General features: G+C 58.0%; 14 protein-coding genes, 2 tRNA genes and 2 pseudogenes. 14 read left to right on the top strand and 4 right to left on the bottom strand.

Going from position 1 to position 17761, the window contains the following annotated elements:
• The first annotated feature begins 19 nt into the window (after nt 1-19).
• Nucleotides 20-838 carry a DUF2163 domain-containing protein gene (locus tag D3879_RS14600; RefSeq protein ID WP_119955038.1) on the top strand — a complete coding sequence of 273 codons (819 nt, stop codon included), beginning with the start codon at nt 20-22 and terminating at the stop codon, nt 836-838.
• A gap of 18 nt (nt 839-856) precedes the next feature.
• Here the strand turns inward: D3879_RS14600 and D3879_RS27860 are convergent, their stop codons facing one another.
• Nucleotides 857-1531 (bottom strand): HNH endonuclease signature motif containing protein, encoded by a 675-nt coding sequence (locus tag D3879_RS27860; RefSeq protein ID WP_119955037.1) that lies wholly within the window; start codon nt 1529-1531, stop codon nt 857-859.
• Nucleotides 1532-1556: 25 nt separating this feature from the next.
• Here D3879_RS27860 and D3879_RS14590 point away from each other — a divergent pair, with 25 nt between their 5' ends.
• From D3879_RS14590 to D3879_RS14580, 3 genes are all read left to right on the top strand, one after another.
• Nucleotides 1557-1991: an NlpC/P60 family protein gene (locus D3879_RS14590; protein WP_119955036.1), complete on the top strand. Its 435-nt coding sequence runs from the start codon at nt 1557-1559 to the stop codon at nt 1989-1991.
• Nucleotides 1988-5050: a phage tail protein gene (locus D3879_RS14585; RefSeq protein ID WP_119955035.1), complete on the top strand. Its 3063-nt coding sequence runs from the start codon at nt 1988-1990 to the stop codon at nt 5048-5050. The genes D3879_RS14590 and D3879_RS14585 overlap by 4 nt, the downstream gene beginning before the upstream one ends.
• Before the next feature lie 87 nt (nt 5051-5137).
• Nucleotides 5138-6958, top strand: a complete 1821-nt coding sequence (locus tag D3879_RS14580; protein WP_119955034.1) for a DUF2793 domain-containing protein — start codon at nt 5138-5140, stop codon at nt 6956-6958.
• 537 nt (nt 6959-7495) lie between these two features.
• Here D3879_RS14580 and D3879_RS14575 read toward each other — a convergent pair.
• The gene (locus D3879_RS14575) at nt 7496-7732 is read right to left on the bottom strand and encodes a hypothetical protein (RefSeq protein ID WP_119955033.1); all 237 of its coding nucleotides are present in this window, start codon (nt 7730-7732) and stop codon (nt 7496-7498) included.
• 161 nt (nt 7733-7893) lie between these two features.
• Between D3879_RS14575 and D3879_RS14570 the strand changes: the two genes are divergently transcribed.
• The 10 genes from D3879_RS14570 (at nt 7894) to D3879_RS14525 (ending at nt 15644) form a co-directional block, all read left to right on the top strand.
• A tRNA-Val gene (locus tag D3879_RS14570) sits at nt 7894-7963 on the top strand.
• Between the two features lie 225 nt (nt 7964-8188).
• On the top strand, nt 8189-10111 hold the full coding sequence (thrS, locus tag D3879_RS14565) for a threonine--tRNA ligase (RefSeq protein ID WP_119955032.1): 1923 nt from the start codon (nt 8189-8191) through the stop codon (nt 10109-10111).
• Complete coding sequence (gene infC, locus D3879_RS14560; RefSeq protein WP_177412441.1) at nt 10111-10662, top strand: translation initiation factor IF-3; 552 nt, start codon at nt 10111-10113, stop codon at nt 10660-10662. The genes thrS and infC overlap by 1 nt, the downstream gene beginning before the upstream one ends.
• A gap of 60 nt (nt 10663-10722) precedes the next feature.
• Complete coding sequence (gene rpmI / locus D3879_RS14555) at nt 10723-10917, top strand: 50S ribosomal protein L35 (RefSeq protein WP_010489097.1); 195 nt, start codon at nt 10723-10725, stop codon at nt 10915-10917.
• A 29-nt stretch (nt 10918-10946) separates the two neighbouring features.
• A complete protein-coding gene (gene rplT, locus D3879_RS14550) occupies nt 10947-11303 on the top strand; it encodes a 50S ribosomal protein L20 (RefSeq protein WP_108096687.1) in 357 nt (118 codons plus the stop codon).
• Between the two features lie 95 nt (nt 11304-11398).
• Entirely contained in the window at nt 11399-12415 is a 1017-nt protein-coding gene (gene pheS, locus D3879_RS14545; RefSeq protein ID WP_119955030.1) for a phenylalanine--tRNA ligase subunit alpha, read from the top strand.
• A 38-nt stretch (nt 12416-12453) separates the two neighbouring features.
• Nucleotides 12454-14832: a phenylalanine--tRNA ligase subunit beta gene (pheT, locus tag D3879_RS14540; protein WP_119955029.1), complete on the top strand. Its 2379-nt coding sequence runs from the start codon at nt 12454-12456 to the stop codon at nt 14830-14832.
• Between the two features lie 3 nt (nt 14833-14835).
• Nucleotides 14836-15138, top strand: a complete 303-nt coding sequence (gene ihfA, locus D3879_RS14535; protein ID WP_003243414.1) for an integration host factor subunit alpha — start codon at nt 14836-14838, stop codon at nt 15136-15138.
• Nucleotides 15119-15475 carry a MerR family transcriptional regulator gene (locus D3879_RS14530; RefSeq protein ID WP_119955028.1) on the top strand — a complete coding sequence of 119 codons (357 nt, stop codon included), beginning with the start codon at nt 15119-15121 and terminating at the stop codon, nt 15473-15475. Before ihfA ends, D3879_RS14530 begins: the two co-directional genes overlap by 20 nt.
• A 92-nt stretch (nt 15476-15567) precedes the next feature.
• Nucleotides 15568-15644 (top strand) — tRNA-Pro (locus tag D3879_RS14525).
• A 78-nt stretch (nt 15645-15722) separates the two neighbouring features.
• Here D3879_RS14525 and D3879_RS14520 read toward each other — a convergent pair.
• Together D3879_RS14520 and D3879_RS14510 are read right to left on the bottom strand one after the other, a co-directional pair.
• A pseudogene (locus tag D3879_RS14520) lies at nt 15723-15950 on the bottom strand (tyrosine-type recombinase/integrase); the annotation flags it as partial.
• Between the two features lie 581 nt (nt 15951-16531).
• Nucleotides 16532-17692: pseudogene (locus D3879_RS14510) on the bottom strand (IS30 family transposase).
• Between the last annotated feature and the right edge of the window lie 69 nt (nt 17693-17761).

Below are 17761 nucleotides of genomic sequence, written 5' to 3'. Positions count from 1 at the left end.
TTGTCGTTTCTGGAGTCCCATGAAAGCCCACGTCGCCGACTACCAGTACAAGATCTACTGCTTGCGCATCGAGCCGAGCAGTGCGCCCATGGTGTGCATCACCGACTACGTGCGTGACCTGGTCATTGGCGCGAATACCTACAAGTCCGGCAGCGGCTACCAGTTCAGCGGCGTCGACCATGATTCATCGATGTCGCCGGGCAGCTTCGACCTGGAAGGGGTGTTGGACGTGGCTGGCATCGACCGCGATGCACTGGCCTCGGGGATCTACGACGATGCGCGCATCTTTCTGTTCGCCACCACCTGGCATACGCCAATTGCGGACGAAGAGCCGATCGCCAAGGCGCTGCTGGGCAAGACCGAGATCAAGGACGGGCGCTACAAGTGCGAAGCCATGATGCTGATCGATGCGCTGAATCAGAAGGTCGGACAGACCTATGGCGCCAGCTGCAAGAAGACCTTCGGCGGCACCGAGTTCGCCGGCTGCAAGAAGGTGCCGGTGATCCGCACTGCAACCGTGGTCAGTATCACTGACCGCTACACCTTCACCGTCACTGGCCTGGTCGATCCCGACGCCCTCTTCATTGCCGGGGCGGCCAAGTTCACCAGCGGGCCGAATGCCGCGCTGAAGGCGCAGCGGATCAAGACCTACGCCGCCGGCGTGGTGACGCTGCATGACGCCGCCTATTACGCGGTGCAGGTCGGCGACACGGTGCAGCTGACCGAGGGCTGCCAGCAGCGCCAGGAGGATTGCATCGCCAAGGGCAACATCCTCAACTTCGGCGGCTTCAGTTTCGTGCCGACCTCGCACCAGGCCGCCAAGTGGGGCAGCCAATGACCTTAGCCGGCGCGCGATTCACTCAGGAAGAGATTTCCATCTTTCAACTCTTTGAAGTCTGGTCACATGGTCGGGGTTAATCCCAAAGGCCAATGCCAGATCCTTTGTTCGTTCACTTGAGGCGCGAATCATCATGACTTGGAAGTTGTTTAGTTTGGCAGAGTGATGCAACTCTCCAGGCTTAAATAATCCGCCCCTGTTCCGCTCAATCATGTCTTGGGTGTTTTCTTTTGCTGTTCCGACGTAAAGGTGGTTCGGGTTTACACAATCTCTAACGTCGCACTTGTGGTTTATCTGCATGTCTTCGGGGATGGGGCCGTGCACTATCTCGTAAGAAACACGGTGCGCACCCAGGACGCTTCCAGATAACCAGATCTTGCCATACCCTTGGGCCTTGGCGCCTTGCCATATCCAGCAATCATCAAATCCTAGCTTTTCGACTTTCTCCCAGAACCGATCCTCAAGTGGGCGCCGGTCAAGTCGGCCGGATTCGTAGCACGCGCGAGAGCAAAAAAGAACCGGGCCTTTTTTCTGGTATGAGGCTGCAAATTCAAACTCAATACCGCAGAGTGAGCACTCTTTCGATATGCGCCTCTTCAGCGATTCGGTATAGCAACTTTGAGAGCAAAACTTACATACGCTCCGACTTCTTTTGAAGGGCTTTGCGCACTGCTGACATATATGACTCTTCATATAATCTCCTACGGTTAAAACAATTATGAATACAGTGCCAAAGCACACGCAAGAACATATTCTTGCGCTGGCGAGACGATGTTTGTTGACCCCTTTCAGGCATCAAGGAAGGCAAATAGGTATAGGCCTGGATTGCGCCGGCGTGGCTTTCTACATCCTCGATCAGCTGGGCCTGCCGTACACCGACCTGACCGGCTACCCGCGCACGCCCTACAAGGGCATGCTCAAGGCCGCGATGGATGCCCAGCCTTCACTGCGCCCAGTCGCCACGCCCGAGCCCGGCGACATCCTGCTGATGCGCATCACCCGCGCGCCGCAGCACGTCGCCATCTATTCCGGCCTGATAGACGGACATCCCCACATCATTCACAGCTACTCGACCGTCGAGAAGGTCGTCGAGCACGTCATCGACGCCGACTGGCGCGCCCGCATCATCCAGGCCTACAGGATCACCCCATGAGCGCCAGCGCACAGATATTCGGCCGCGACTCGTTCATCGCCAGGGCTATCCATGGCCTTGGTACTCCCACATGGCCACTGCGTAAGCTCGAAGGCATGTTGGGTCTTACGCCAGCGAAAGCCGACGCCCCAACCCTCAACCTCGACCCCGGCCAGTCCTCCACCTACGGCGCCTTCATCACCCGCACCCACGGCACCATCGGCCAGTCCGGCAACATCTTCTGGCTGGAGGGCAACCAGCTCCGCGCCGTGGTCAAGAAGGCCAAGAAGGGCGGCAAGGGCGGTGGCGCGCCTGCCGGCACGGCGACAGTCAGCTACTTCGCCACCTTCGCCGTCGGCCTGTGCGAAGGCCCGATTGCTGGCGTTCGGCGCATCTGGGTCGGCCCCGACCTGGTCTACGACGCCGGCAGCGACGACCTGGAAACCATCATCGCCAGCAACCAGGCGCTGGCCAACTTCAAGCTCTACCTGGGCAGCGACACCCAGCTGCCCGACCCGCGCATCCAGGCCGATCGCGGCGTGGCTAACACTCCGGCCTATACCGGCCTGGCCTATCTGGTGGTGAGGGATCTGGCGCTGGCCAACTACGGCAACTCGATCCAGGGTGCGCAGATCAAGGTGGAGGTGGTGGGTAGTGCTACGGAGCTCGGCCTCCGGAAGCTGTCCGAAGTTGAGATTCAAGGCTTTCCCAGCCAGTACGTCATGCGGCCTTACCAGAGCGGCGATGGTTCGGTATTCAACTTCTACGCCTATGATCCGGTTGCTGGCTATACGGTTGTGGGTGGGGAATACATCCCGAACGATGAGCGACTGATACAGATCAGCCTAGCCGGTAAGATCACAAGGGGGAGCGCTCCGACCAGCGAGCCCCTGCGCCCGCAAATAGTATCGTCGGGCGCTATTACCGTGCAGGCCGGCACGATGGGCGATCTAAAAGTCTGGATTCCTGAATACTTCGCCAATTTTGCGATTGGCGCTGGCCGCCAGATTATCCCGATTGGCACGTTGACCAATCGCGACACCACGAGCGTCAGCGGTAGCGATGGCGACCTTACTGCCAATCTCGCGACGGAGGTTGGGCGTTATCTGCAAGGAATGGCCATCAGTCCGGATGGTCTGCTCTGCCTGATTCTGACCGCTCCCTCGTCGTTTGGTACGACACGAACTGCGGACCGCTATTTTATCGTTGACCGTGCAGCGACAGTGATTGAGTCCGGCAGCGTGACCGGCGATGTGACGGACGTGTTCTTGGCGGGCAGTACGTCGGGCAATGGTAACGGCTCGATGTGCTGGAGTGGCAGTTATGGTTGGGCGGCGTCCGGCATCGGTGGCAATGCGTTGCGCGTGGCCCACTTTTCCATTGCCAATGGGAATCTGGTAAGTACGGCGCTGGCTAATCAGTCCGCGCCGGGTATCGGTTACGTGGCCGCAGCCCTTGATTCTGGCGTGTTCTACGTGGCGCATAAGTCCGGATCGAGCATGTACTGGTCGGTCTACACCAGCCTCCCTGCGGTATCCCTGGTTGACGTCCCGCTCTCCACCATCGTCAGCGCTGAGGCCTCGCTGTCCAATATCATTGGTCCGGATGACATCGACGCCACGCTGCTGACCGAAGCCGTCAGCGGCTACCGCATCACGTCGAATGGCAGCATCCGTAACGCGCTAGAGCCACTGCGCACTCTCTATCAGTTCGACGTCTACCCGTCCGGTTACAAAATCAAGTTTCGTAGCCGCGGCACCGCCAGCGTGGTGACCATCCCGATTGGCGATCTAGCCGCCGACACGCAGCTGGAAGAGTCGCGGGAAATGGACAGCCAGCTGCCGCAGCGGGTCACGGTGCAATACCTCGACCGCAATAGGGACTACGACCAGAACGAGCAGTCTGACGACCGGATTGGCGTCGAGGCGGTGGATACACAGGACACCAGCATTCAAGTGGTGATGAGCGGCAACCAGGCCAAGCAGATTGCGCAGAAGCTGCTCAACCGCGCTTGGCTGGAGCGCACCAGCTTCGCCTTCCAGTTGCCGCCGATCTACGGCTACCTGGAGCCGTCCGATGTGATCACCATAGATGCCGATTACGCGAGCTATGAGCTGCACCTCGATTCGGTAAACCCGGACAGCGATGGCCTGATTTCCTGCAGTGGCGTGCCGAACAACGCTTCTCTGTATACGTCTGTGGCCGTCGGCGATGAAGGACAGCAAGCTCCAGTCACGATCCCGCTGGCTGGCGCATCCCTGCTAGCCACACTGGACATTCCGCTGATCGATGAAACCCTGCAAAACTCGCCGGGGTTTGTCTCCGCCATGACCGGGTACACCAACGGTTACCCAGGCGGCGCAGTGTTCCGCTCGAATGACGAGGGGCAGACGTGGACGGACTTACAGGGGTTCACCGGCAAGGCCACCCTGGGCTATGCGCGCAACGCCTTGACCGCCAACAGTGGGGCGCTGATCGACCAGGGCTCGGCCCTGATCGTTGATCTGATCTCGGGCGCACTGGAAAGCGTTACCCAGGACCAGATGCTGGCCGGCGCTAACTTCGCCGCCTACGGCGCAGACACTCGCTGGGAAATCATTCGGTTTCAAAATGCCGCTCTGCAGGTCGATGGTTCATATCAACTGACGCGGCTGGTGCGCGGCGACAAGGGCACCGAATGGGCGACCGGCCTGCATCAGGCCGGGGACCTGTTCGTGCTGCTGGACGACCCGGACAACGCTTTCATTGGCTTGCCGGTGGAGACTATCGGTCTATCACGCCTGTATCGCGGGGTTACATCAGGCCAAACAATCGACACGGCATCGGATCAGGAGCTCACCTACCGGGGGGTCAATCTGCGGCCGCTGTCGCCTGCTTATCCGGTGGGCTCGCGCAATAATTCGGCCGACCTTGCTGTCAGCGTGACGCGCCGCTCGCGGCTCAGCTCAAGCTGGTGGATCACCGGCGTATCCGCCCCAGTGGGCGAAACCACCGTAGCCTATGAGTGGGACGTCATGTCCGGCGCCACGGTCAAGCGCACGATCAGTAGCAGCACTCCAGCCCGCCGATCAGGTCACTGACTTCGGCTCGGCTCAGGCTTCGATCACCTTTCGCATTTATCAGCTCAGCTCGGTCGTAGGCCGCGGCTACCCGCTGGAGGTCACTCTGTGAGCACTACCCCAAAAACCCAGATCACCGAACTCTCGCCCACTGCGGCCAACCAGGCCCCGGTGGTCAACTCGGGCTGGGCGATTGTCGACCAGCTGCTGGATCGGACCGTCAAAGACAAGGATCTGGCCACGCCGCCTGGGATCCCTGCTGACGGGGACGCCTACATAGTTGCCGCCAGCCCGACCGGACTATGGACTGGCAAGACCGGACAGATCGCCTACTGGCGCGCCTCGGCCGGCGTCTGGCAGTTCATCGTGCCGAAAACCGGCTGGACGGTGCGGGTCAGCGATGAACTGGACAGCAACGGCTTGCCCAAGGAATACGGGTTCGATGGTGCCAATTGGGAGCTGGTGGCCGGCGTCACAACCCCGGTCCAGGATGAAGGCTCGACGGTCGTCGCCAGTCCGACGGCGATCAACTTTGTTGGCGCCGGGGTCACCGTCACGGATGTGGGCGGCGTGGCCACGGTCACCATTTCCGGCGGCGGGGCCGGTGGGGTAGCGCCCGCCCTGCAGTACACCTGCGAGACTGGTAGTACCGCCGACAGCGATCCCGGCGCCGGCCTGATGAAGTGGAACCACGCCACCCAGGCCAGCGCCACTCAGCTGTTCATCGACGACCTGACCGCCGACGCCGTCAGCATGACCGCGCTCTGGGGGCAGCTGGCGCCCAACGGCTTCCTGCTCATCCAGAAAGTCACGGACGCCAATACTTGGCAGCTGTGGAAGTTCACCTCGATCACCGCCGCCACGGGCTACGTGAAGCTCGGCGTGACCCTGATCGCGGATGGTGGCGCTTTGACCGATGGCGACGCGCTGCTGCTCGAGTTCGACAACGGGGCCAGTGGCGGGGGTGGCCTGACCAACCTGACCGAGGCAAAGATCACCGCTACCCCTAACGCCACGGTGCCGGTGGTCTCGCTGTCGGTCACGATTACCGAAACCAGCGGCGATATGGCCTATGTCGCCAAGGGCAACGGCGCTACGCTCGCCCAAGTCCCTAACAACGCTGCCACGGGCGGCAACAAACGCGGCATCAAAGCCACCGACTGGCAGAAAGAGCGGAGCGCCGCGACTCAGGTGGCGTCAGGCGACTACTCTGCAATTGGAGGGGGGTCGGGAAACGAGACCAGCGGCACCTACTCAGTGATTGCTGGCGGGCTCGGCAACTGGGGCATAAGCAACTACGGATTCATCGGCTCAGGTGATGGAAACACCAACAGCTCAGCCTACGGCGTAATCGGTGGCGGTTATCTCAACACCACCGGCACCGATGGATATTCCGTAGTTAGTGGCGGCGCAAACAACCTCGCATCCGGGCAGTTTGCGACGATCAACGGCGGGTACTACGCAACAACTCGTGGTGTGTATGGAGCAGCAGCCCGCGCTAGCGGTCGTTTCTCTGTACAAGGTGATGCGCAACGGGAGCGATTCACGCTGAGGCGTGCCACTGCCGATGCAACCGCTGCTGTGCTATCTGCTAACAATGGTGCGCCAATTGCCACAAACCAGATTACGCTTCCAGATAGCAGTGCCTATGGGTTCGCGGGCCGCGTAGTGGCGCGTGCATCAGCTACCGGCGACTGCGCATCTTGGGAATTCAAAGGCACGATCAAACGCGGGGCGAATGCCGCAGCAACAGCGTTGGTCGCGGCGGTCACGCCAACGCTGGTGGCCGGCGATAGTGGGGCGTCCGCGTGGGCGATAGCGGTAACGGCGGATACAACTAATGGCGCGCTGGCGATTACCGTCACTGGTGTGGCGGCAACCAACATCAAGTGGGTTGCCGACATCGAGACGGTAGAGGTCGTCGGTTGACGGCTTTCTAAAACCACCTCCGCCTATCCCGATCTATCTGGGCTTCAAGGCGCTATCTGCTGGTTGAATTTTGGAAGCGGAGGCGGCGGCAGCCAGTGCTGGCAGTGCCTCCAGAGATATGCGCCTAGTAATGCTGCATCATCGGGGTGTGACTGGAGTTTTGAGTGCCCAGGACGGGCGAGGAAGGGCGACAAAGTCGCGTACATTAAAGCGTTAGACCCTCGCCGTAACTGGCTGCAAGTCAGATGTTAGGCGTACAAATAATGCCGGCAGACTATTGATTTTATTGCGGTAAGCAACTGATTCGTAATCAGGTGCGCAGTGGACTACCGCTCGTTTCTATCCCCAAAACACAACCGTAAGTTATTGATTCTATTGAGGCGGGAAGCAATGCAAAACGCCCCGTTGCGGGGCGCTGTTTTCATACGCAAAGCTTTGATCTGAAAGGAAAATCAGTGTTTCTGTATGGCATCCCAGGCTTTGACACCGTATAGGCTCTGGAGTCAGGGTGCCGGTATCAAGGGCGGCATGCGGTATCTACTGATTCCGGTGCTCAATGTAGCCGCAGCGCTCGCACACGCGAATCTCCCGATCAGGCTCCAGCCCCATCAGCGACTCGCCCGGCACGCTCGGCGCCGACAGATCGCCGATTGGCTGCCATGTTCCGAACCGGTGCGGCTGATAAACAGCAGGATCATCGACGGCCATCATCCGACTGAGCGTGTGGCCGGCGAGGCGGTGGGCGCAGTAGCGTTCTGGGTTGAGCTTGATCATAAGGGACTGCGGGTGGTGCGGAGGGGAGAGGGAGCATACCCAAGACGGGCAGGGAGGGGCGACTACTGTATGAAAATACAACGCTAAGTTATTGATTCTTTTATGGTAGAGTACGCGCTTTCTTGGTGCCGAAAGAACTACCCTTTTCTTTTAGTATCAATAGGTTAGGCATGCCCAGCCGTCACCTTGACATGGTGGGGGTCGTTGGTTCGAGTCCAATCGTGCCTACCAAATTAAAAAAGGGTCGCTTAGGCGACCCTTTTTTATTGGGCGCTTGTCAGGGCTTCGGCTTTCTGAAAGCATCCCCAACTCTTCAAATCCCCAGTGACTGCGGTTCGGTTCAGGTTGGCCTTAGGGCTCCTGCCACTGTGAGGCGGGTATACCGCCGAATCGCGTACTGGCTCATCCCAACCCATGTGACCTTTGGTAGGGGTCACCACTAGGAGAGGAAGCGCCATGCCTGTTATTACTCTTCCCGACGGCAGTAAGCGTTCGTTCGATCACCCGGTCTCTGTGGCTGAGGTTGCTCAATCTATTGGTGCAGGTCTGGCCAAGGCCACTCTGGCTGGCAAGGTCAACGGTACGTTGGTTGATGCCAGTGACCTGATCGACAGCGATGCGACCCTGCAGATCATCACGTCGAAAGACGAAGAGGGGTTGGAAATCATCCGCCACTCCTGTGCGCACCTGATCGGTCATGCGGTCAAGCAGCTCTATCCGACGGCTAAAATGGTGATCGGTCCGGTCATCGATGAAGGCTTCTATTACGACATCGCCTATGAGCGCCCCTTCACTTTGGAAGATGTGGCAACCATTGAGCAGCGTATGCAGCAGCTGATAGATACGGATTACGACATCATCAAGAAGATGACTCCGCGCGATCAGGTGATTGCCGAGTTCAAAGCTCGTGGCGAGGAATACAAGCTGCGTCTGGTCGAGGACATGCCTGATACGCAGGAAATGGGCCTCTACTACCACGAAGAATATCTCGACATGTGCCGCGGCCCGCACGTGCCTAACACTCGCTTCCTCAAAGCCTTCAAGCTGACCAAGTTGTCGGGCGCCTACTGGCGCGGCGATGCCAAGAACGAGCAGCTACAGCGCATCTATGGCACCGCTTGGGCCGATAAAAAGCAGCTGGCCGCATACGTTCAGCGCATTGAAGAAGCCGAGAAGCGCGATCACCGTAAAATCGGCAAGCGCCTGAACCTGTTCCACACCCAGGAAGAAGCGCCAGGCATGGTGTTCTGGCATCCGAATGGCTGGACTTTGTATCAGGTGCTTGAGCAGTACATGCGCCAAGTGCAGCGCGAGAATGGCTACCTGGAGATTAAGACGCCTCAGGTGGTTGATCGCAGTCTGTGGGAGAAGTCCGGGCACTGGGCGAACTACGCCGAAAACATGTTCACCACTGAGTCGGAAAATCGCGATTACGCGATCAAGCCGATGAACTGCCCGTGCCACGTCCAGGTGTTCAATCAGGGGTTGAAAAGCTATCGCGAGCTGCCGATGCGCCTGGCTGAGTTCGGTGCTTGTCACCGTAACGAGCCGTCCGGTGCATTGCACGGCATCATGCGTGTGCGCGCATTCACCCAGGACGACGCGCATATCTTCTGTACTGAAGAACAGATGCAGGCTGAGTCGGCGGCGTTCATCAAGCTGACCCTGGATGTCTATGCGGACTTCGGTTTCCAGGATATCCAGCTCAAGCTCTCCACTCGCCCGGAAAAGCGCGTGGGTTCCGATGAGCTGTGGGATCGTGCCGAGGCTGCATTGGCTGCTGCGCTGGATAGTGCTGGTCTGGCTTATGATCTGCAGCCGGGTGAGGGGGCGTTTTACGGTCCCAAGATCGAGTTTTCTCTAAAAGATTGTCTCGGTAGGGTCTGGCAATGCGGTACCCTGCAGCTCGATTTCAACCTGCCAGTGCGTCTGGGGGCTGAATTCGTCAGCGAAGACAACAGCCGTAAGCACCCGGTGATGCTGCATCGTGCCATCCTGGGATCTTTCGAGCGCTTCATCGGCATGCTGATCGAGCACTACGAGGGTGCATTCCCGGCTTGGCTGGCGCCAACTCAGGCGGTGATATTGAATATCACCGATAAACAGGCTGATTTTGCTCTCGAAGTTGAAAAAAAGCTCAATCAAAGCGGGTTCCGTGCCAAGTCTGACTTGAGAAACGAAAAGATCGGCTTTAAAATCCGCGAGCATACTTTGCTCAAGGTTCCTTATCTCTTGGTTATTGGAGATCGGGAAGTTGAAATGCAAACCGTCGCCGTGCGTACGCGAGAAGGTGCTGACCTGGGCTCTATGCCCGTCGCCCAATTCGCAGATTTCCTCGCTCAGGCGGTTTCCCGGCGTGGTCGCCATGATTCGGAGTAATTATTATTAAGCGTGAAATGAGACAAGATAAACGAGCTGCACCGAAAGCCCCGATCAACGAGAATATCTCGGCACGCGAGGTTCGGTTAATTGGCGCTGACGGCGAGCAAATTGGCATCGTCTCGATTGATGAAGCGCTTAGAGTCGCCGAAGAGTCCAAGCTGGACTTGGTGGAAATTTCCGCTGATGCGGTTCCACCGGTTTGCCGAGTGATGGACTACGGCAAGTCGATCTTCGAAAAGAAGAAGCAAGTTGCTGCTGCGAAGAAAAACCAGAAGCAAGTGCAGGTTAAAGAAATCAAGTTTCGTCCAGGGACGGAGGAAGGGGATTACCAGGTAAAACTACGCAACCTGGTACGTTTCCTAAGTGATGGGGACAGGGCCAAGGTATCCTTGCGATTCCGCGGCCGTGAGATGGCGCATCAGGAGCTGGGCATGGAGTTGTTGAAGCGGGTTGAAGGTGACCTGCTTGAATACGGCACCGTTGAACAGCATCCAAAGATGGAAGGACGCCAGCTGATCATGGTCATCGCCCCCAAAAAGAAGAAGTAACCACCAGGGCACGGCAGGCCTTGCGGTTATGTTTATCAACTGAATGCGGAGTATCCGAACATGCCAAAAATGAAAACCAAAAGCGGTGCAGCGAAGCGTTTCTTGAAAACGGCTTCGGGTTTCAAGCACAAGCACGCTTTCAAGAGCCACATCCTGACCAAAATGTCCACCAAGCGTAAGCGTCAACTGCGCGGTAGCACCATGGTGCATCCGTCTGACGTGGCAAAGGTGGCGCGCATGCTGCGCGTTCGTTAATTTCGGTCAAGAATTAGAGGAAGTTACTCATGGCTCGTGTTAAGCGTGGCGTTGTTGCTCGCCGTCGTCATAAAAAAATTCTGAAACTCGCTAAAGGCTACTATGGTGCACGCTCGCGCGTGTTCCGCGTTGCCAAGCAAGCGGTAATCAAGGCAGGCCAATATGCCTACCGTGACCGCCGTCAAAAAAAGCGTCAGTTCCGTGCTCTGTGGATCGCCCGTATCAACGCAGGCGCCCGCATCAACGGCTTGTCTTACAGCCGTTTCATTGCTGGCTTGAAAAAGGCAGCAATCGAGATCGACCGCAAGGTTCTGGCTGATCTGGCAGTGAACGAAAAAGCGGCGTTTGCTGCGATTGTCGAGAAAGCGAAAGCCGTACTGGCTTAAGTCCCCGACAGTCACCGGGCTCGCCCGGTGCTAAACGTCACCAATAGGGGAAGAGCCTTCGTGCTCTTCCCCTATTTCGTATCTGGAGTCTGTAAATGGAAAACCTGGATGCGCTGGTCTCTCAAGCTCTAGAGGCTGTGCAACACACTGAAGACGTCAATGCCCTGGAGCAGATCCGGGTTCATTACCTTGGCAAGAAAGGCGAGCTGACCCAGGTGATGAAGACCCTGGGCCACATGTCTGCTGAAGATCGCCCTAAAGTCGGCGCTCTGATCAATGCGGCCAAGGAGCGTGTTCAGGACTCGCTTAATGCTCGCAAGGAATTGCTTGAGCAAGCGGCGCTGAGTGCCAAGCTTGCCGCTGAGTTCATCGACGTCACGCTGCCAGGTCGTGGTCAGGCTTCTGGCGGCCTGCATCCGGTTACCCGGACGCTGGAGCGCATTGAGCAGTTCTTCACCCATATTGGTTACGGCATTGCCGAAGGCCCTGAGGTAGAAGACGATCAGCACAACTTTGAGGCGCTCAACATCCCTGGCCACCACCCGGCGCGGGCGATGCATGACACCTTCTATTTCAATGCGAACATGTTGCTGCGCACCCATACCTCGCCGGTACAGGTTCGCACCATGGAAACGCAACAGCCGCCGATCCGCATCGTCTGCCCTGGCCGTGTATATCGTTGCGACTCGGATATCACGCACTCGCCGATGTTCCATCAGGTCGAAGGCCTGCTGGTAGACGAAGGCATCAGCTTTGCTGACCTGAAAGGCACCATCGAAGAGTTTCTCCGGGTGTTCTTCGAGAAAGACCTGGGCGTGCGTTTCCGTCCGTCTTTCTTCCCCTTCACCGAGCCATCGGCTGAAGTCGATATGCAGTGCGTGATGTGTAGCGGCAAAGGCTGTCGCGTATGCAAGCAGACTGGCTGGCTGGAAGTCATGGGCTGCGGCATGGTTCACCCCAATGTGTTGCGCATGTCTGGCATCGATCCCGAGAAATACCAGGGCTTTGCCTTTGGTATGGGGGTTGAGCGTCTGGCCATGTTGCGTTACGGCGTTAACGACTTGCGTCTGTTCTTCGACAACGACCTGCGATTCCTCGCGCAATTTCGCTAGGCCGCATGCCCGTAACCGTTTTCTAGGAGAAGAGCAGGATGAAATTCAGTGAACAGTGGCTGCGTAGCTGGGTAAGCCCGAAGGTTTCCCGCGATGAGCTGGTAGCTCGTTTGTCCATGGCCGGCCTTGAGGTTGACAGCGTGACGCTGGCCGCCGGCGCATTCAGTGGCGTGGTCGTGGGCGAGGTGCTGAGCACCGAACCGCACCCGGATGCTGACAAGCTGCGCGTTTGCCAGGTCAGCAATGGTGCCGAGACTTTTCAGGTGGTCTGTGGCGCACCGAACGTGCGCCCCGGCCTGAAGATTCCTTTTGCCATGATTGACGCCGAGTTATCGGGTGACTTCAAAATCAAGAAAGCCAAGCTGCGCGGTGTCGAGTCCAGCGGCATGCTCTGCTCGGCTTCTGAGTTGCAAATCAGCGATGACAACGATGGCTTGATGGAGCTGCCGGCGGATGCGCCGGTTGGCCAAGACATCCGTGTCTATCTCGACCTGGACGACGCCAGCATCGAAGTTGACCTGACTCCGAATCGCGGCGATTGCCTGTCGCTGGCCGGTTTGGCGCGCGAAGTCGGTGCTTTATATGCCGCCGAGGTTACGCGACCGGTCGTTGCCGTTGTACCGGCTGTACACGAGGAAGTTCGCCCCGTAGAAGTGCTGGCGGCGAAAGCATGCCCGCGCTACCTCGGTCGCGTGGTGCGCAATGTCGACCTGTCCAAGCCTACACCGCTATGGATGGTCGAGCGGCTTCGTCGCGCAGATGTACGCAGCATCGATGCAGCCGTGGACATCACCAACTATGTGATGCTTGAGCTCGGCCAGCCGATGCATGCCTTCGATCTCAACGAGATCAACGGTGGCATTCGTGTTCGCATGGCGGAAGAAGGTGAGAAGCTGGTTCTGCTGGATGGCCAGGAGGTCAGCCTGCGTGCCGATACTCTGGTCATCGCTGACCACCAGCGCGCTTTGGCTATTGCTGGCGTGATGGGCGGTGAGCACAGCGGTGTCGCTGCTGGCACTCGTGACCTTTTTATCGAGAGCGCTTTCTTCGACACCATCTCGGTGGCAGGCAAGGCGCGCTCCTATGGTCTGCATACCGACTCCTCGCACCGCTACGAACGCGGTGTCGATTGGCAGTTGGCGCGTGAAGCCATGGAGCGTGCGACTGGCTTGTTGCTAGAGATCGTCGGTGGCGAGCCAGGGCCGATCATCGAGGTGGTCAGTCAGGAGCATTTGCCAAGCATTGCGCCGATCACTCTGCGTGCCGAGCGCATCAATCAGATGCTTGGCCTTGATATCGCGGCTGATGAAGTTGAGCGCCTGCTCAGCGCCCTAGGTCTGCAGATTTCGCAGGAGCAGGCAGGGCAGTGGCGTGTGGAAGTGCCGAGCCACCGTTTCGATATCAGCCTGGAAGTCGACCTGATCGAAGAGTTGGGTCGCCTGTATGGCTATAACCGCTTGCCGGTTCGATATCCGCAAGCCCGCCTGGCACCGCAGCCTAAAGCTGAAGCTCGTGCCGAGCTGCCAGCACTGCGCCGCTTGCTCGTAGCCCGTGGCTATCAGGAAGCGATCACCTACAGCTTCATCGATCCCAAACTGTTCGAGTTGTTCAGTCCAGGCGTTGAGCCGTTGATGTTGGCCAACCCCATCTCGACTGATATGGCTGCCATGCGCGCGTCCCTGTGGCCGGGCCTGGTCAAGGCGGTGCAGTACAACCTGAACCGCCAGCAATCGCGGATTCGTTTGTTCGAAAGCGGCCTGCGCTTTGTCGGCCAGTTAGAAGGTTTGAAGCAGGAAGCCATGTTGGCCGGCGCGATCTGCGGTGCTCGCATGACCGAAGGTTGGGCCCATGGTCGTGAAGTTGTCGATTTCTATGACGTGAAGGCCGACGTAGAGGCGCTTCTTGGCTTCTCCGGTGCCGAGAGTACTTTCAGTTTTGTGGCGGGTGAGCATCCAGCTCTACACCCAGGCCAAACTGCCCGCATTGAGCGTGATGGTCGCCTCGTTGGCTTTGTCGGTGCCATCCATCCGGAGCTGAGCAAGGCCTTGGATCTGGACCAGCCGGTTTTCTTGTTCGAGCTGGTTCTGGCTGAAGTGGTGCAAGGACTGCTGCCCAAGTTCCGCGAGCTTTCGCGCTTCCCCGAGGTGCGTCGCGATCTGGCACTGCTGGTGGATAGGGATGTCGCTGCCGAAGCCGTTCTCGGAATTATTCGCGAGGCTGCTGGCGAGCATCTGACAGACCTCAAGCTATTTGATGTGTATCACGGTAAAGGTATTGATCCGCATAGAAAAAGCTTGGCGGTCGGCTTGACCTGGCAGCATCCATCGCGCACTCTTAATGACGATGAGGTGAGTACTACAACGCAGAATATCCTCACCTCGCTGGAAGAAAGGTTCAACGCCACGTTAAGGAAGTAGCGTATGGGGGCTCTGACGAAAGCTGAAATGGCCGAACGTCTGTATGAAGAGCTAGGCCTGAATAAACGGGAAGCCAAGGAATTGGTGGAGTTGTTCTTTGAAGAGATCCGGCAGGCGCTGGAGCTCAACGAGCAGGTCAAGCTGTCGGGTTTCGGCAATTTTGACCTGCGCGACAAGCGTCAGCGTCCCGGCAGGAATCCAAAGACAGGAGAGGAAATCCCGATCACGGCTCGACGCGTGGTTACCTTTCGCCCAGGGCAGAAATTAAAAGCCAGAGTTGAGGCTTATGCTGGAACCAAGTCATAACGACGAGTTGCCGCCCATACCAGGCAAGCGTTACTTCACGATTGGTGAGGTGAGTGAGCTTTGTGCGGTTAAGCCGCACGTGCTGCGTTATTGGGAGCAGGAGTTTACTCAACTCAATCCGGTTAAGCGGCGTGGCAATAGACGGTACTACCAGCGCCAGGATGTGCTGATGATCCGGCAAATCCGCGCGCTACTGTACGACCAAGGCTTTACTATCGGGGGGGCGCGACAGCGCCTCTCGGGTGACGAAGCTAAAGATGATACTACCCAGTACAAGCAGCTCATTCGGCAAATGATTGCAGAGCTGGAAGATGTTTTGCTTGTCCTGCGTAAATAGTCTGTCGCTTTCGAAAAACTTCCACTTTTCAAAAGCTTAATGTATAGTTCGATCCGCTTTCGGCAGTACGCGAAAGTGGATTAACGCCTAGTCGGGGCGTAGCGCAGTCCGGTAGCGCACTAGCATGGGGTGCTAGGGGTCGAGTGTTCGAATCACTCCGTCCCGACCATATTCTTCAATGACTTAGCCCAACTTTCGCGAGTTGGGCTTTTTCATGCGCGTGACTTTTGCGTGACTTGTCGTAATTTCATGCCTGCCTCCTCTTCAAAATCGTCAGCACCGGCCCGCGTGAGTCGGTCGTGGATACCTTGTTGGCAGATTCAATCAGTTGACCCAGTTCTGCGCCTGAGTAGTGGCTGGTGATGCTGCCGTTCTTGTGGCCCAATAGCGCCTTGCGATCTTCCTCGGTGACGCCTGCTGCCCGCAGCCTGCGGCCGAACGTGTGCTTGAGATCGTGCACTCTGATCGACAGGTAAGCGTTTCGACTTGCGCGTCGGCCAATGGGCTGCGCTTGACCAGTTGCTCGATGCCCTGGGTCACCTTCTGGGTGGTTCCTGCTGTGCTGGTACACCAGGCTTCAAATCGCCCGGCTAGCGAATCGCCGCTTTCTTCGAGGCAGAACGGGCCGATGGTCATTTTCTTCATTTCGTCTCGTCCCAGCACTGTTTTGAGCCAGTAGGAGAGGAGGTAAGAGTTGACGTGACGTGCGACCAGATCGGGGCTGCGCAATGAGACGGCCGGAATGATCATTCGTGCGTCGAATGACGACCTGTTGGGTGATGCTTACGCCTACAACCTCAAACGACTGGTGAGCATCCTCGGCATCGCTGGAGCACTGGAAGCAATGCGGGCCTAAAGAGTAATGGCCTTTTTCCGCCCTCTATAAGCCTTCTGGGAGGGGTTTCAACCAACGTCAGGGCTTACCTCGGCCTATTACGGCACTCTGTGGTGATTGGCTACTTTGGCTGCCAAGGCGGGTTGGTCGAGATGCTGGCTGTTTTCACACAGCTTGGGTCGACAGCAGCCTTTCATGAGTGGCTGCTTTCGGCTGCGGATTCATCCGGTCGATGCAACAGATTGGTTAAAACGTTCAGCAGGCGTTGCATAGTCGAGCGTCTTCCGTGGACGCTCATTCAGCTGCCGGGCTACTTCATCAAGCTTATCTTGCGAGTAGACGGAGAGGTCGGTGCCCTTTGGGAATTACTGCCGCAGCAGCCCGTTCGTATTTTCATTCGTCCCACGTTGCCAGGGGTTCTGCGGATCGCAGAAGTAGACCTTGATGTCCGTCGCCACGGTGAAGCGCTTGTGATCGGCCATTTCCTTGCCCCGATCCCAAGTCAGCGACTGGTAGAGTTCCTGCGGCAGTTTCTGGGCGTTGTCGATCAAGGCACCCACCACCGTCTCAGTATCCTTGCTGGGTACTTTCACCAGCATCACGTAACGGCTGTGACGCTCGATCAGGGCCGCAACCTGGCTGTTCTTGCTGCCACGCAGCAAGTCACCTTCCCAATGACCCGGCACGGCTCGGTCTTCAACCTCAGCCGGCCGTTTGCTGATGGAAATGGTGTCGGTGATGTGGCCGTGATTGTCCGTTTTCTGGGTGTGATGACGCGAGCGGCGCATGGCCCGCGTGCGCCGCAAATGCTCCAGCAGCTCTTTCTTCAATGCGCCGCGGGCCTAAATGAAGAGGCTGCGATAGATGGTCTCGTGTGACACCTGAAAGCTCTTATTTTCTGGGTAAGTGCACTTCAGCCACCCGGCAACCTGCTCCGGTGACCACTGCAGCTGGAGCCTCTCCGCCACAATCTGCGCCAACCCCGGGACCTGGACAAGCTTGCAGATCTTCGGACGACGGGCTCTGTCCCAGGCCGCCTGATCGGCCTGGTTCGCGCGATAGCAGCCTGGACCGCCGTTGCGACCGATCTCACGGCTGATGGTGGAAGGGGCTCGCCCAAGTTGCAGGGCGATCAGGCGAATCGAGTGCCCGGCAGCGAGTGCTCGCGAAATCTCTTCGCGCTCGGCCAGCGTCAATGCCAACTTGTCGCGCCGGCGTGGCGCCGGACGTATACCTCCTGTCTCCGCCAGAATGCGTTGAACGGAGGAGTGGTTTCGATCGAACAGCTGAGCGATCTGCTGGAGTGAGTCGCCTCGCTTCCAGCGGTCCCACATCAAGGCCTTCTGACTTTCGGTGTAATGGATCCGAGGTCTTTGCTGCATCTGCAACACTCCTCCTGGCTACACAGGATCTAGTGTGTTGCATCCACCGGATGAATCCGCAGCCGAAAG

This window comes from Pseudomonas cavernicola, from assembly GCF_003596405.1.
GTDB lineage: Bacteria > Pseudomonadota > Gammaproteobacteria > Pseudomonadales > Pseudomonadaceae > Aquipseudomonas > Aquipseudomonas cavernicola.
Note: the sequence above shows the minus strand (reverse complement) of the source record. Positions and strands in the feature narration are given on the sequence as shown.